This window comes from Actinacidiphila rubida (assembly GCF_900110255.1).
GTDB classification, from domain to species: Bacteria; Actinomycetota; Actinomycetes; order Streptomycetales; family Streptomycetaceae; genus Actinacidiphila; species Actinacidiphila rubida.
The window spans coordinates 1-14,507 of the sequence record NZ_FODD01000008.1; the positions used below are offsets into that span (position 1 = coordinate 1).

Annotated in this window: 12 protein-coding genes; 2 read left to right on the forward strand and 10 right to left on the reverse strand. The window is 74.9% G+C overall.

All coding sequences use genetic code 11. The features are described from left to right. Positions 1–404: 404 nt before the first annotated feature. The 3 genes from BMW99_RS09805 to BMW99_RS09815 all read right to left on the reverse strand — a co-directional run bounded on the left by BMW99_RS09805 (position 405) and on the right by BMW99_RS09815 (position 5,245). The gene (locus BMW99_RS09805) at positions 405–1,928 is read right to left on the reverse strand and encodes a hypothetical protein (protein WP_075016634.1); all 1,524 of its coding nucleotides are present in this window, start codon (positions 1,926–1,928) and stop codon (positions 405–407) included. Between the two features lie 389 nt (positions 1,929–2,317). Beyond that, positions 2,318–3,817: a carboxylesterase/lipase family protein gene (locus tag BMW99_RS09810; protein ID WP_245791330.1), complete on the reverse strand. Its 1,500-nt coding sequence runs from the start codon at positions 3,815–3,817 to the stop codon at positions 2,318–2,320. A 168-nt stretch (positions 3,818–3,985) separates the two neighbouring features. Further along, the gene (locus BMW99_RS09815) at positions 3,986–5,245 is read right to left on the reverse strand and encodes a MalY/PatB family protein (protein WP_075016697.1); all 1,260 of its coding nucleotides are present in this window, start codon (positions 5,243–5,245) and stop codon (positions 3,986–3,988) included. 217 nt (positions 5,246–5,462) lie between these two features. On the opposite strand from BMW99_RS09815, the gene BMW99_RS09820 reads away from it, so the two are divergent. After that, positions 5,463–6,077: a pyridoxamine 5'-phosphate oxidase family protein gene (locus BMW99_RS09820; RefSeq protein WP_069465565.1), complete on the forward strand. Its 615-nt coding sequence runs from the start codon at positions 5,463–5,465 to the stop codon at positions 6,075–6,077. A 28-nt stretch (positions 6,078–6,105) separates the two neighbouring features. On the opposite strand, the gene dapD is transcribed toward BMW99_RS09820, so the two are convergent. Beyond that, positions 6,106–7,086 (reverse strand): 2,3,4,5-tetrahydropyridine-2,6-dicarboxylate N-succinyltransferase, encoded by a 981-nt coding sequence (dapD, locus tag BMW99_RS09825; protein WP_075016636.1) that lies wholly within the window; start codon positions 7,084–7,086, stop codon positions 6,106–6,108. Positions 7,087–7,202: 116 nt separating this feature from the next. Next, positions 7,203–8,495, reverse strand: a complete 1,293-nt coding sequence (locus BMW99_RS09830; RefSeq protein WP_075016637.1) for an MFS transporter — start codon at positions 8,493–8,495, stop codon at positions 7,203–7,205. 195 nt (positions 8,496–8,690) lie between these two features. On the opposite strand from BMW99_RS09830, the gene BMW99_RS09835 reads away from it, so the two are divergent. Continuing rightward, positions 8,691–9,569: a winged helix-turn-helix transcriptional regulator gene (locus tag BMW99_RS09835; RefSeq protein WP_075016638.1), complete on the forward strand. Its 879-nt coding sequence runs from the start codon at positions 8,691–8,693 to the stop codon at positions 9,567–9,569. 84 nt (positions 9,570–9,653) lie between these two features. Here BMW99_RS09835 and BMW99_RS09840 read toward each other — a convergent pair whose 3' ends face one another. The 5 genes from BMW99_RS09840 to sufC form a co-directional block, all read right to left on the reverse strand. Beyond that, positions 9,654–11,432: a DUF2264 domain-containing protein gene (locus tag BMW99_RS09840; RefSeq protein WP_075016639.1), complete on the reverse strand. Its 1,779-nt coding sequence runs from the start codon at positions 11,430–11,432 to the stop codon at positions 9,654–9,656. 215 nt (positions 11,433–11,647) lie between these two features. Next, entirely contained in the window at positions 11,648–11,986 is a 339-nt protein-coding gene (locus BMW99_RS09845) for a metal-sulfur cluster assembly factor (RefSeq protein ID WP_069465315.1), read from the reverse strand. 10 nt (positions 11,987–11,996) lie between these two features. Continuing rightward, a complete protein-coding gene (sufU, locus tag BMW99_RS09850) occupies positions 11,997–12,452 on the reverse strand; it encodes a Fe-S cluster assembly sulfur transfer protein SufU (protein ID WP_069465316.1) in 456 nt (151 codons plus the stop codon). Positions 12,453–12,465: 13 nt separating this feature from the next. Next, entirely contained in the window at positions 12,466–13,719 is a 1,254-nt protein-coding gene (locus BMW99_RS09855) for a cysteine desulfurase (protein ID WP_069465317.1), read from the reverse strand. 20 nt (positions 13,720–13,739) lie between these two features. Beyond that, on the reverse strand, positions 13,740–14,504 hold the full coding sequence (sufC, locus tag BMW99_RS09860) for a Fe-S cluster assembly ATPase SufC (RefSeq protein ID WP_075016640.1): 765 nt from the start codon (positions 14,502–14,504) through the stop codon (positions 13,740–13,742). Between the last annotated feature and the right edge of the window lie 3 nt (positions 14,505–14,507).

The window sequence follows — 14,507 nt, forward strand, 5'->3', positions numbered from 1 at the left end:
TCCCGCAGACGGGGACGGGCCGGAGGGGGACGATCCGGGTGTGTCCCCGCAGAGCTTTGCAAGGCCCCGGGCAAGGATCTGGAAGAAGCCGCCATGCAAAGGTCGAGGAGACACTCCCGGAGTGGCCCCTGACCCCACCCACGAACCTGCACCGCCAGGGGCGCGGGGAACTGCGCGACCAGCCACGACGGCGCAGCAGACGGGCACGGCGCCCCGGGGGCACCCCGGAAGCCGCAGGGGCGCGGGGAACTGCGCGAGCAACCACGACGGCGCGGCACAGGCCGGAGCAAGCCCCGGGGGCACCCCGTTGGCGCGACAAGCCACGACGAGACCGGCAGACGGCAGCGCGCAGCGCGGGGCAGCCCGTTGGAGGGTGCGGGCGGAAGGCCCGAGGTGAGTGGGGGTCAGGAAGGATGGCCCGCGCGCGAGCGGGCCTTGAACGCGGACTTCCGCGCGTCCTTCGCGACGCCGCGATCCGGGTGGAGCCGCCCCATCGCTTCGAGGACCTCCGCGGTGGCGGGGTGGTCGACGCGCCACGCCGCGTCGAAGAACCCCTCGTGGCGGGCCACGAGATCGCGGACCAGCTCACGGACGAGCTCGACGTCGTCGTCCGCGGCGAGCTGCGCCGCCACCGTGTCGATGGTCAGCCAGAAGACCATGTCCGCGTCGGGCGCGGGCACGTCGGGGGCGCCGCGCTCGGTGAGCCAGACCCGGGCGAGTCCGCCGAGCTCGCGGTCGTCCAGGACGGCCCGGATCTCCGGCTCGGCCGCGGGGCCGAGCAGGGCCAGGGCCTGCTGGCCCATCAGGCGGCGCCGCGGCGCGTCCTCGTCGTCTCCGCGCCCGGCGGCCAGCAGGTCGCGCGCCGCGTCCGCGTCGTCGCGGCCCGCGAGCCACAGCTCCGCTTCCGCGCGGGCCGCGTGGTCGGGGTAGCCGGCGAGCACGGCGAGCAGTTCGGCGGCGGGCCGCCCGGTCAGGTCGCCGAGGGCCGGCGCCAGCGCGCCGGAGTCGCTGAGCCGCTCGCGCATGCCGTGCACGCCCAGCGGCGTGAGGCGGACCATGCCGTAGCGGGAGATCTCCTCGTCGTCGAGCTCGTCGGCGCCGTCCGCGGCACCGACGGCGTCGCCGTCACCGTCGTCCTCGATGAGCGCCTCGTCGACGGGCTGGTAGTCCAGCAGTCCGGTCGGGGCGAGCAGCCGGAAGTGGTCGTCGAGCCGCATCATGACCTCGGTGACCTCTTCGAGGACCGCGTCGCTGGGCTGCTCCATCTCGTCGGGGACGACGAGGGACGCGGCGAGCACCGGCAGCGGCACGGCGGCGCCCTCGGGCTGCCCGCTGTCCGCGGTGTCCATCGCCATCAGCGCGTAGAGGTTGGCGAGCGCGGTGTCGAGGAACTCCGCCTCCTCCTCGGGGTCCCAGTCGAGCTCGTCGAGCAGGAGCTGCTCGCCGTCGTCCATGACCTCGCGAAGCGCCTCGTAGTCCGGCGAGGCGGCCTCGGCGAGGGCCGACTCGGCGGCGGTCAGCCAGAGGTCGAGGATCTCGTGCGGGTCGCCCTTGGCGATCCGCTCCAGCGCCTCGCCGGGGACGGCACGGCCCGCCGTCTCACCGGGCGCGGTGGCCTCGGCGGCCTCCTCGTCGATCTCCAGGGACACCAGGCCGGTGTCGACGGCGACGCCCCAGGCCTGTGCGGTGTGGGCGAACCCCTCCTCCGCCTCGTCCGTGCCCTCCTCCGCGGCCAGCCCCAACTCGGCGGCGGCCAGCGCCAGGTCGCCGTCGAGCAGCTCCCCCATGGCGTCGACGTCGCGGTGCGGCGCGGCCCACCGGGCCAGCCGCAGCGCCCGGTCCAGCAGCGGCACGGCCAGCGCCAGTTGCGCCAGGTCGTCCGCGGGAAGCAGCCGTACGGGCGGCAGGACGAGAGGACTTGCGGACATCGGACGGGCTCCCATTCGGCGTTCTTCTGGGGACTGCGGGCGCGACGGCGGGCGGGCGCCCGGCGGGGCCGGCGTATGCGCCCGCGGGAGGTGCGGGGCGTACGCGTGATTCCCAGACTATTGCCTTGACGGGTCCGGCCGGTCGCGTCCGCACGTACGGAACGCGGCCGGCCGCCGTATTCCGGTCGTCACCAGGCCGCGCGGCCCCCACGCAACGCCCCGGCGAACCCGGCAGCCCCGCCCGGCCCCGGTCCGGCGGACCCCGTCCCCCGGCCCGCGGTCCGCCGGACGCGGGTCCTGGAGCAGGCGCGGGACCGCCAGGTCGGGGCGCCGGGACGCGGGACGACCGGCACCGCGCCGCACGCGGGCCGCCCCCGGTCACCCGGGAATCAGCGGACCCCGTCCCACAGCTCACGCTCCGCCGCACGCGGGTCCTGGAGCAGACGGGGGGCCGCCGGGTCGGGGGCGCCGAAGTGCTGGACCGCGCGCTGTCGCGGCGTGTACGCGGGCCAGCCGGGGTCGCCGGTGGTGGCGAACGCGACCCACGCGGCGTGCATGCCGTCGGCGAGGGCCTGCGGCGCGGGGACGGGGCCGAGCAGTCCGCCGACGCCGTCGCCGAGCGTGTCGAAGACGAACGGGATCTCGCTGCCGTGGCAGGCGCCCAGCCTGCCGTCGTAGGCGGACGAGCTCCAGCCGAACTCGTAGACGTGGGCCTGCCGGGCCGCTTCGGCCAGGCGCAGCGCGGGGATGCGGAAGAACCAGTCGGTGAGGATCGCCGACAGCAGGTCGCCGGGGGTCGCGTCGGGACGCCCGGCGGCGTAGACCTTCAGGGCGGCGTCCGGGTCGAGTCCGTAGCCGGCGGCGGCCTGCCGCAGCCGGTCCGCGCCGACCAGGCCGATCGCGCCGGTGGGCACGGTGAACAGCCGGTACTCCTCGGTGGTGCTGCCGACCAGCAGCGGGACGCCGGGGTCGGTGGCGGCCTGCAGGGCGGCGGGGTCGTCCGCGACGGGCGCGAACGGGATCATGGTCCGCGCCGCCTCGCCCCACAACGCGGGGTCGGGGCGCGCTCCGGCTTCGGCGCGCAGCGCGGTCTGCGCGGGCCCGAGGCGGTCCAGCGGCACCGCGGCGAACGCCTCCGCCGTCGGCTCGATCCCCAGGCCGGCGGCGAAGTGGGCGGCGATCCGGCGCGCGGTGCCGGGCCGCACCGTCAGGCCGTGCGCGCCGCTCTGCAGGATCGCCCGGTGGAACAGGCCGCGGGCGGCGGGCGCGGCGAGCAGGAAGGCGATGCTCATCGCGCCCGCGGACTCGCCGAAGACGGTGACGCGGTCCGGATCGCCGCCGAAGGCCGCGATGTTGTCGCGTACCCACGCGAGCGCGGCGATCTGGTCCAGCACGCCGCGGTTGTCGGGGGCGCCGTCCAGGGCGAGGTAACCATCGGTGCCGAGGCGGTAGTTGACGCTGACGCAGACGACGCCGTCGCGGGCGAACGCGGTGCCGTCGTAACTCGGCACGGCACCGGAGCCGTTGAGGAACGCGCCGCCGTGCAGCCACACCATCACCGGCGCCCGGCCGTCGAGGGCGGGCGTCCAGACGTTGAGGTTCAGGCAGTCCTCGCCGGGGATCACCGGGTCGGGCAGCAGGGCGTCGAACGGCGGCGCGTAGCCGCCCTTGGGCGCCGTCGGCCCGAACGCGACGGCCTCGCGCACCCCGTCCCACGGCGCGGGCGGCCGCGGAGCGGCGAACCGCAGCGGTCCGAACGGCGGCGCGGCGTAGGGGATTCCGCGGAACACCGCGGTCCCGTGCGGGCCTTCGGTGCCGCGCACCCGGCCGTGCCGGGTGTCCGCCACGGGCCCCGCCGGCCGTGCTGACCGGGCTGACTGAGCTGTCACGTCCCCGCTCCTCCCACCTCGTGGGCGGCGGCCTGCCGCGCCCAGCCGGTTCCCTGCGGTGTGCGCCCCGTGGTGCCGCGGCTCGCGGTCCCGCGTACGGTAACCCGCCGCGGCGGGCGTCCGCGAGAGCTGTGCGCCAGGTGGCCCACGGCTCCCCGGACGCACGCGTCAGCGGTCCCGCGGCGGGCGGTGGCCGGCGAGGGCGCGTCCCATCCGGGCCAGGGCCTCGCGCAGGATGCCGGGCGACGTCGCGAAGTTGAGCCGGACGCAGTCGGCGCCGCCGGTGCCGAAGACGTGTCCCGAGCTGAGCGCGACGCGCGCCTCGTCGAGGAACATCGCGGCCGGGCCCGCGAGGTCGCTGACGACGCCCAGCTCCCCGGGAGCGGCGCTGCCGTCGTCCTCGTCGTGCAGGCCGAGCGCGGTGCAGTCCAGCCAGGCGAGGTAGGTGCCCTGCGGCGGGACGTAGCCGATACCGGGAAGGTGCCGTTCGACGAGCGCGCCGAGCAGCGCGCGGTTGGCGTCCAGGCCGCGCAGCAGGTCGTCGAGCCAGTCCGTGCCGTCGCGGAGCGCCGCGGTGTGGGCGAGGATGCCGACGTGGCTGGGGCCGTGGCCGACCTCCTCCGGCATCCGGGCGAGGTCGTCGGCCGCCTCGGGGCCGGCGAGGGCGAGCGCCGCCTTGAGCCCGGCGAGGTTCCACGCTTTGGACGCGGAGGTGAGCGCGAAGGCGTTCTCGGCGCCCGGGACGCCGAGGAACGGCGTGAAGCGGGCGCCGGTCAGGACCAGGGGCGCGTGGATCTCGTCGGAGACGACCCGGACGCCGTGCCGTCGGGCGAGGGCGGCGACCGCTTCGAGCTCGGCCCGGGTGTGGACGACGCCCGTCGGATTGTGCGGGTTGCTCATCAGGAACGCGGCGCGGCGGCCGCCGCGCCGGGCCCGGGCGAACGCGTCCTCCAGCGCTGCGGGGTCCAGGCGCAGGCCGGGGCCCAGCGGCGCCTCGACGACCTCGCGGCCGCTGTGCGCGACGAACGCGTAGAACGGCGGGTAGACCGGCGGGCTGACCACGACGGCGTCGCCGGGGCCGGTGAGCAGCCGCAGCACCTCGACGATGCCGAGCATCACGTCGGGCACGATCGCGGTGTGCTCCACGCGCAGACCGTCCCACCCCCAGCGCTCGGCGGCGAACGCGGCCAGCGCCTCGGCGTACGCGGTGCCGTGGGGGTAGCCGGTGTCGCCGAGGTCGGCGACCCGGTGCAGGGTCTCCGCCACGGCGGGCGCCAGCGGCACGTCCATCTCGGCCACCCACAGCGGGAGGACGTCGGCGGGGTGGGTCCGCCATTTCATGCTGCTGCGCTGCCGCAGCTGGTCGACGGTGAGCCGGACGAGCGGGTCGGTCCTGGCGGCGTCGGCGGCGGCGTCGGCGCTCTCGATGGTGGTCGCGGTCGTGCCGGTGGTCGCGGCGTTCTCGCTGGTCGCCGGCGGGTTCACGGGTTCACTCACGCGATGCTCCCCTTCTGCGCAGGACACGGACGGTCGCTCCGCGGGCGGCAGTTCGACGGCCGCGGGCGGAAACCCCCACGGTAGTGTGTGGGTTCCGGTCGGGGACCGACTCGGGACGGCCCCGCAGGCGCGAAGGGCGGTACCCGCGGTGCAGGAGATCACCAGCGAGGCGGAGCTCCGCGAGCTGATCGGCGAGCCCCATCCGCGCGACGCGGGCAAGGTCCGGCACACGCTGGACGCGCTGGACCGGGAGTGGCTCGCGGCGGCGCCGTTCTGCCTGGTGGCCACGTCGGACGGCGCGGGCGCGTGCGACGTGTCGCCGAAGGGGGACCCCGCGGGGATCGCCCTGGTACTGGACGACCGGACGCTGGCGATCCCGGAACGGCCCGGCAACCGGCGGGCGGACGGCTTCCGCAACATCCTCGCGAACCCGCACGTGGGCCTGATCTTCCTCGTCCCCGGCCGCGGCGACACCCTGCGTGTCAACGGCCGGGCCCGGCTGCTGCGCGACGCCGACTTCTTCGACCGGATGGCCGTCAAGGGCCACCGCCCGCAGCTGGCGCTGCTGGTGGAGGTCGACGAGGTGTTCTCGCACTGCTCCAAGTCGTTCCTGCGCAGCGCCCTGTGGAAGCCGGACACCTGGCGTCCGGACGCGGCCCCGTCGCGTGCGCGCATGGCCGCGGGCCAGGAGCGCAAGGGCCAGTCCGTGGAAGAGCTGGAGGTCTACTACGGCCCCGGCTACGGCAGCCGGCTCTACGGCTGACGGGCGCGGCCGGGGCCGCCGTGACGGCTCAGTTGTGGCTGTGGAGCACGGCGTTGAGGCCGCCCCAGGAGCCGCTGCGCTGCAGCACCTCGACGGTGCCGGTGGTGGAGTTGCGGCGGAAGAGCAGGTTGTCGGCGCCGGACAGCTCGACGGCCTTGACGATGTTGCCGTCGGGCAGCGTGACGCGGGTGCCGGCCGTCACGTAGAGGCCGGCCTCCACCACGCAGTCGTCGCCGAGCGCGATGCCCAGGCCCGACTCGGCGCCGAGCAGGCAGCGCTCGCCGACCGAGACGATCTGGGTGCCGCCGCCGGACAGGGTGCCCATGATGGACGCGCCGCCGCCGACGTCGGAGCCGTCGCCGATGACGACGCCCTGGGAGATGCGGCCCTCGATCATGGAGGTGCCGAGCGTGCCGGCGTTGAAGTTGCAGAAGCCCTCGTGCATCACGGTGGTGCCGGTGGCCAGGTGGGCGCCGAGGCGGACCCGGTCGGCGTCGGCGATGCGGACGCCCGCGGGGGCGACGTAGTCGGTCATGCGGGGGAACTTGTCGACGCCGTTGACCGACAGGTGCAGTCCCTCGGCGCGGGCGGCCAGCCGGGCCTGCTCCAGCCGTGCCACCGGCACCGGGCCGATGGAGGTCCAGGCGACGTTGGCCAGCAGGCCGAAGACGCCTTCCAGGTTCTGGGTGTTGGGCCGGACCAGGCGGTGGCTCAGCAGGTGCAGCCGCAGGTACACGTCGTGCGTGTCGAGCGGCTTGTCGTCCGTCGAGGCGATGACGGTGCGGACGGCGATGACCTCCACGCCGCGTCGCGGGTCGGGGCCGAGGGCCTGGGGAGCCACCGTGCCCAGGGCCACCGCGGCCTCGTCCGCGGTGAGCCGCGTGGTCCCGGCGGGGCCCGGCTCGTCCGAGAGCCCGGGGGCGGGGTACCAGGTGTCGAGTACGGTGCCGTCGTCGGCGACGGTGGCCAGGCCGACGCCGATGGCGCCGGGGGCGCGGTTCTCAGTCATGGCAGCACGCTAACGCCTGCGGCGCGCCCCCACCCAACGGGCTCACCCTGCGCAATCCCCCGCCCTCCCCCACTCCCTCCCTGGTCGGCCGTATCCGGCCGCCCGGCCCGGCCGGTTCAGGTCACGGTCCGCTCCGACGCCGGGTCCGGCCCGGGGCGCGGGTCCGCGACCGGCCCCGTGCTCGGGGCCGGCACCGGCCCGGCGGGCGTGTCCGCGGTGTCCGGCACCGCTGCGGCACCACCGCGGGCGTGGACGGCCAGGAGGCCGAGGGCCGCGGCGGCGGCGAGGGCGGCGCAGGTCGGCCAGAGGGCGGAGGGCGCGGCGGAGTAGAGGGCGGCGCCCAGCGGCGGGGCCAGGACGGTGCCGGACACCGACGCGCCCGCGTACAGGCTCTGGAAGCGGCCCTCCATTCCGGGCGGGCTGTGGTCGGCGACGTAGGCCGTGGCGGGAGTCTTGTAGAGGATCTCGCCCGCGGTCAGCAGCAGCATCAGCGCGAGGGCGGTGCCGACCGTGGCGCCGGGCAGCAGCGCGGCGTAGCCGAGGCCGACCAGCGCGAGGCCCGCCGTGATGATCCGCAGGCCCGGCGCCCGGCGCAGGGCGAGCGTCACCGGGATCTCCAGGCAGAGGATGACCCCGCCGTTGACGGCGAGCAGCCCGCCGTAGAAGGCGGTGGAGAACCCGTGGTCGGTGAGGTAGACGGGAAGGGTGCTGTACTGCTGGCGGTAGACCGTGTCGGTGACGACGAGCGCGGCGAGCAGTGCGGCCACGGCGGGCCTGGCCCGCAGTTCGGCCGCCAGCCGGCCCGGCGCGCGGGACGCCGCGCCCGCGGGCCCCGCGCCCCGGCCGGCGGGCTCGGCGCGGCGCGTGCCCCGGGCGGGCAGGATGCGGGACGCGTACGCCGCGAAGGCGAGGGTGCCGGCCCCGTCGGCGACGAACAGCCAGCCGTAGGAGAAGTGCGCGGCGAGCAGCGCGCCGAGCGGCGGCCCCAGGGTGAAGCCGGCGTTGGACGCGAACCGCATCACGGCGTAGCCCTGGCGCCGCGCGCCCGCCGGCACCGAGACGGCGACCAGCGCCGAGTTCGACGCGCGCACCGCGCCGGCCGCGTACTGGGCGGCGGGCAGCACCAGCAGCAGCCCGGCGACCGGCAGCAGCGGCAGGCACATCAGCCCGGTCCCGCTGACGGCCGCGGCGGCCACCAGGGTGCGCCGGTGCCCGTACCGGTCGCCGAACCAGCCGCCGGTGAAGTTGCCCGCGACCAGTCCGGCGCCGCCGAGTCCGGCGATCAGGCCGGCCTGGGCGACGGGCAGTCCGCGCGGCCCGGTCAGGTAGAGCACCAGGTAGACGAACGTGTAGGCGACGACCATGTTCGCGAAGGAGCCGGCCGCGAGCAGCCACACCACCTTCGGCACCGCACGCAGGGCCGCGGCCCGGGGTGCCCTCTCGTGCGGGCCCCCGACGCCCTTGCCGGTTCGGGCCGTTCCGGCCTGCCGTCCCCCCGCCGCTCGCATGTCCCGCCACCCCCGCCGAGTCAGTTCCCTTTCGGAACTGACAATCCCAGGCGCCGGCGGTTATCGTCAACCGCACGGCGGGGAGGGAGGGGCGAGATGACACACGGGAGCGGGCGGGCCGACCCGCACTGCGCGATCGCGGCGGCGCTCGACGTCGTCGGCGACACCTGGACGCTGCTGATCGTGCGCGACATCGCCCGCGGGGTACGGCGGTTCGACGGTCTCCGGGCCGAACTCGGCGTCTCCCGCAAGGTGCTGGCCGAGCGGCTGAAGGCGCTGGTGGCCGATGGCGTGCTGACCCGCGAGCCGTACCAGGAGCGCCCCGTCCGTCACGAGTACCTGCTGACCCCGCGCGGCCGCGCGCTGCTGCCGGTGCTGGTCGGCCTGCAGGACTGGGGCGACGGCTGGGTGCTGGGCGACGGCACCACCACCGCGACCGCCGGCCCCGGCTCCGAGGAGGCCGCGCGGGTGCGGGAGTTGACGGGGACGCGGCTGCCAGGGCTGCGGCTGCCCGGCGCCGCGGGCCTGGTGGACCCGGTGAGCGACCGGCAGCCGTTCACCGTCCTGTACTGCTTCCCCGGCGCCTACGCGCGACCGGAGTCCTACCCGCCCGGCTGGTCCGCCATCCCGGGGGCGCCGGGCTGCACGCTGGAGTCCTGCACGTTCCGCGACCGGCTCGCCGAGTTCACCGCCGCGAGCGCCGCCGTGGTCGGCGTGAGCACACAACGCCCGGACGAGCAGGCGGAGTTCGCCGCCAAGGAACGGCTCGGCTTCCCGCTGCTCTCCGACGACGGGGCGGCGCTGAGCGCGGCCCTGCGGCTGCCGGTCTTCCGCACCGGGGGCGCGGTCCGCCTCAAGCGGCTGACGCTCGTCCTGGACGCGGACCGCACGGTCCGGGCCGCGCTCTACCCGGTCACGGACATCGCGGCGAGCGTCGGGGCCGCCCTGACGGCCGTGCGGGACGCGGCGTCCTGACCCGCCGCACCCGCGCCGCGCGTCCGGCCGCGGGCTCCCCCCCGCGCAGGGCTCTCACCGCGCAGGGCTCTCCTCCTGTCCCCCTCAGTGGCGCGCCGCCGGCGGCTCCTGCTCCCACGCGGCCGCCTGAGCGGGCCCGGCGCCGAGCACCGCGCAGCGCAACCAGTGCTCGCCGGGCGGCAGGGAACCGGTGAGCGTCGGCAGGACGGTGCGCCGGGCGAGGACGTTGGTGCCGGGCAGGCACTCGATCACCGTGCCGGTGCGCCCGCCGTCGAGGTCGCGCAGCCCGCTCAGGTCGCCGGCCGCCGACACCGCGACCGCCGCGCCCTCGGCCTCGGTGCGCGGCCCCGGGCCGCCGTCGCGGTCGACGGCGAAGCCGCCCTCGGCGGTGTACAGCGCCCGGCCGGTGCGGATGCGGTGGGTGCGCAGGTGCCAGGGCGCGGACGCGCTGATCCAGCTGGTGATCTCCACGTCCGGCCAGGGGTGCCAGGTGGCGCACACCGTGCCGTCGGCCTCGGTCACCGCGTCCTCGCAGCGTTCACGCACCCGGAAGTGCACCGGCTCGCCCTCGTCGTCGCTGACCGCGAGCATCGAGTCGTACGCGCCGTGGACCAGGCCGAGTTCGTCCGCGGGCAGGCTGAAGCCGAAGCGGGTGGAGTAGGCGAACTTGGCGTACTTCGCGGACCCGCCGCGCACCCAGGCGTTGGACTGGCGGCCGCCGAGCAGCGTGACGTCGCCGCCGGAGCGCATCAGCACCGCGCCGGCGGGCGGCTGCACGAGCGTGGCGGGCAGCTCGGCCGGCGGCTGCTCCTCGGCGGTCCAGAACGGGTCGCCGGCGGGCAGCGCCAGCGGCAGGAACGCCTTCATCGCCCAGTACGGCGACCCGGGCCCGTTGTACTGCTCGGCGACGCCGGGCTGCGGGTAGCCGTAGCCGATGGTCAGTACGCCGTGCGGCGAGGTCTGCGCGGTGCGCTCCCGCCACCACCTCAGGTGCCGCAGCAGCTGGCCCTTGACCTCGCCGGCCGGCAGGACGCCGACGCCCGCGTAGGGCAGCCCGCCCCAGAACGCGCCCTGCGCGAAGCGGTAGGTGAGGCTGCGGCCGAACGGCACGGCGGCACCGTCGTCGGCGAACCAGTGCCGGAAGCCGAGGGCGAACGCGGCGGCGCGCTCGCGGAACCGGGCGGCGCGGGCCGGGTCCTCGGCGCCGGCGAGCGCCGCGTAGACGAGGCCGTAGAAGTGCATGGCCCAGGGGATGTAGTAGTCGCGCTGCTCGGTGGCGCCGTCGGAGTACCAGCCGTCGGCGAGCGCGTAGGTCTCCAGCCGGTCCAGGCGGGCGTGCCGGGCCTCCCGGTCGTGGGCGACGCCCACCCGGTCCAGGCCCAGGCTGACCATGACGGGGAAGAAGTCCCAGTTGTTCGGGGCGTGGGTCCGGTCGAGGGCGGCGGTGAGCCATGCGGCGACGCGGTCGCGCTCCGCGCCGCTCAGCGGGTCCCACAGCCGCTCGGGGACCAGCGCGAGGGCGAAGCCGATCGCGGCGGTCTCGACCAGGCGCTGGTCGAGGTGGCCGGGGCGGCCCCAGTGGTCCGGGTGGGCGGGGTCGGTGCCGGCGGCCAGGCCCTGCGCCCACACGTCCCAGTGGGCGAAGTCGCCGCCGCCCGCGCCGAGCGGCGCCAGCCCCCACAGCGGGCGCGCGTAGCCCTCCAGGTCGGCGGCAGCGTCGTCGTGGTGGGCGATGTTCACGCCGAGGCGGATCCGGGCGCCGCTCTCCCCCGCGAACGGCACGAGGGGCTCGGCGAGTTCGCGCACGTAGTCCTGCAGGTCCTCGCGTGCCGCCGCCGGCCGTCCGTCCGCGCCCTGGGCCATTCCGGCCGCCTCTCTCGTCGGAATCAGAAGTTGCGACAACTTTCGCAACGTCTCGCGCCCGCCGTCAACGCCCGCGCCCCGGGAGCCTCCGGCCGCCCGGCGCCCCCGGCGGCCGCGCACGCGAAAGGCCGGTGGCCACCGCGTGCTGCGGTGGCCACCGGCCTTCGGAGAACGGACGGGCGGGCGCCCGGGGGCACCGCGCCGGAAGGGACGCCTCAGACGTTGAAGCCCAGGGCGCGCAGCTGCTCGCGGCCGTCGTCGGTGATCTTGTCGGGACCCCACGGCGGCATCCAGACCCAGTTGATCTTCAGGTCGTTGACGATGCCCTCGGTGGCGGTCTTCGCCTGCTCCTCGATCACGTCCGTGAGGGGGCACGCGGCGGAGGTCAGGGTCATGTCCAGGGTGGCGACGTTGCCGTCGTCGACGTGGATCCCGTAGATCAGGCCCAGGTTGACGACGTCGATGCCCAGCTCGGGGTCGACGACGTCGTACAGCGCCTCGCGGATCTCTTCCTCGGAGGCCGGCTTGAGGGCGACCTCGGTGTTCTCGCTCATGCGGTCTCCTTTACTTTCCCGCCGTGCCGGACAGCGCCTGCGCGGTCGCGTCCTTCCACGCCATCCAGCTCAGCAGCGCGCACTTCACGCGCGCCGGGTACTTGGAGACGCCGGCGAACGCCACCGCGTCCTCCAGCACCTCCTCCATCGCGTCGTCCGGCTCGATCTGCCCCTTGGACTGCATCAGCTCCAGGAAGGTCTCCTGGATCTTCTGCGCTTCGCCCACGTCCTTGCCGACCAGCAGTTCGTTCAGCACCGACGCGCTGGCCTGGCTGATGGAGCAGCCCTGGCCCTCGTACGACACGTCGCCGATCACGGTGCCGTCCATCCGCACGCGCAGCGTGATCTCGTCGCCGCAGGTCGGATTGACGTGGTGCACCTCGGCCTGGCCGTCGCGCAGGCCGCGGCCGTGCGGGTGCTTGTAGTGGTCCAGGATGACGTCCTGGTACATCGAGTCGAGCTTCACAGCAGCACCGCCATCAACCGAAGAAGTTCCGGACCTGCTCCAGCCCGTCGACCAGGGCGTCGACCTCGCCCGGGGTGGAGTACAGATAGAACGACGCCCGCGTGGTCGCAGGAATTCCGTAGCGCAGGCACACCGGGCGGGCGCAGTGGTGGCCGACCCGCACCGCGATGCCCTGCTCGTCCAGCACCTGGCCCACGTCGTGCGGGTGGATGTCGCCGAGCGTGAAGGAGATCGCCGCGCCGCGGTCCTCGCCGGTGGCGGGGCCGACGATCTGCAGCGTCGGCACCTCCAGCAGCCGGCGCACCGCGTACTCGGTGATCGCGTGCTCGTGCGCGGCGATGTTCTCCATGCCGATCGCGGTCAGGTAGTCCACGGCCGCGCCCAGGCCCACGGCCTGCGCGATCGGCGGGGTGCCGGCCTCGAACTTGTGCGGCGCGGGCGCGTAGGTGGAGGAGTGCATCGACACGGTCTCGATCATCTCGCCGCCGCCGAGGAAGGGCGGCAGGTCCTCCAGCAGCTCCTGGCGGCCCCACAGCACGCCGATGCCCGTCGGGCCGAGCATCTTGTGGCCGGTGAAGGCCACGAAGTCGGCGCCGAGCGCCTGCACGTCCAGCACCATGTGCGGGGCGGCCTGCGAGGCGTCGATGAGCACCAGCGCGCCGACGTCCTGGGCGCGGCGCACGATCGCCTCGACCGGGTTGACGGTGCCCAGGATGTTGGAGACCAGCACGAAGGAGACGATCTTGGTCTTCTCCGTGATGACCTGCTCGATGTCCGACAGGTCGAGGCGGCCGTCGTCGGTCAGGCCGAACCACTTCAGCTTCGCGCCGGTGCGCTGCGACAGCAGCTGCCACGGCACGATGTTGGAGTGGTGCTCCATCTCCGTGATGACGATCTCGGTGTCGCGGTCCACCCGGTAGGGCTCGTCGGCCCAGCCGAGCATGTTCGCCACGAGGTTCAGCGACTCGGAGGCGTTCTTGGTGAAGATGACCTCGTCGCGGCTGGGCGCGTTGATGAACGCCGCGACCTTGTCGCGGGCGCCCTCGTAGAGCGCGGTGGCCTCCTCGGCGAGCACGTGCACGCCACGGTGGACGTTGGCGTTGTGCCGTTCGTAGTACGCGCTGAGCACGTCGAGCACCTGGCGCGGCTTCTGCGAGGTCGCCGCGTTGTCCAGGTACACGAGCTTGCGGTCGCCGTGGACCAGGCGGTCCAGCACCGGGAAGTCCTTGCGGATCGCCTCGGTGTCGAGGAGGCCGGGCAGCGCCAGGCCGGCGGACGAGGTGGTTGTCACGCGGAAGCGCCACCCTTCACGTAGGACTCGTAGCCCTCTTCCTCGAGCTTGTCGGCCAGCTCGGCGCCGCCGGACTCGGCGACCCGGCCGCCCACGAAGACGTGCACGAAGTCGGGCTTGATGTAGCGCAGGATGCGCGTGTAGTGGGTGATCAGCAGGGTGCCGGTCTCGCCGGTCTCGCGCACCCGGTTGACGCCCTCGGAGACGATGCGCAGGGCGTCGACGTCGAGGCCGGAGTCGGTCTCGTCGAGGATCGCGACCTGCGGCTTGAGCAGTTCGAGCTGGAGGATCTCGTGGCGCTTCTTCTCACCGCCGGAGAAGCCCTCGTTGACGTTGCGCTCGGCGAAGGAGGGGTCCATGTGGAGCCGCTCCATCGTCTCCTTGACCTCCTTGACCCACGTGCGCAGCTTGGGGGCCTCGCCGCGGATGGCGGTGGCCGAGGTGCGCAGGAAGTTGGAGACGGAGACGCCGGGGACCTCGACCGGGTACTGCATGGCGAGGAAGACGCCGGCCCGGGCACGCTCGTCGACGGTCATGGCGAGGACGTCCTCGCCGTCGAGGGTGACGGTGCCGCTGGTGACGGTGTACTTGGGGTGACCGGCGAGCGAGTAGGCGAGAGTGGACTTGCCTGAGCCGTTCGGGCCCATGATGGCGTGCGTCTCGCCCTGCTTCACGGTCAGGTCGACGCCCTTGAGGATCTCCTTCGTGGCGTTGTCGGCCTCGACGGTGACGTGCAGGTCGCGAATTTCAAGCGTGGCCATGGG

Excerpts from the sequence above, each read along its gene's own strand:
- BMW99_RS09805 (WP_075016634.1), bottom strand. The coding sequence starts at position 1,928 with ATGTCCGCAAGTCCTCTCGTCCTGCCGCCCGTACGGCTGCTTCCCGCG.
- dapD (WP_075016636.1), bottom strand. The coding sequence starts at position 7,086 with ATGACTGAGAACCGCGCCCCCGGCGCCATCGGCGTCGGCCTGGCCACC.
- BMW99_RS09835 (WP_075016638.1), top strand. The coding sequence starts at position 8,691 with ATGACACACGGGAGCGGGCGGGCCGACCCGCACTGCGCGATCGCGGCG.
- BMW99_RS09840 (WP_075016639.1), bottom strand. The coding sequence starts at position 11,432 with ATGGCCCAGGGCGCGGACGGACGGCCGGCGGCGGCACGCGAGGACCTG.
- BMW99_RS09845 (WP_069465315.1), bottom strand. The coding sequence starts at position 11,986 with ATGAGCGAGAACACCGAGGTCGCCCTCAAGCCGGCCTCCGAGGAAGAG.
- sufC (WP_075016640.1), bottom strand. The coding sequence starts at position 14,504 with ATGGCCACGCTTGAAATTCGCGACCTGCACGTCACCGTCGAGGCCGAC.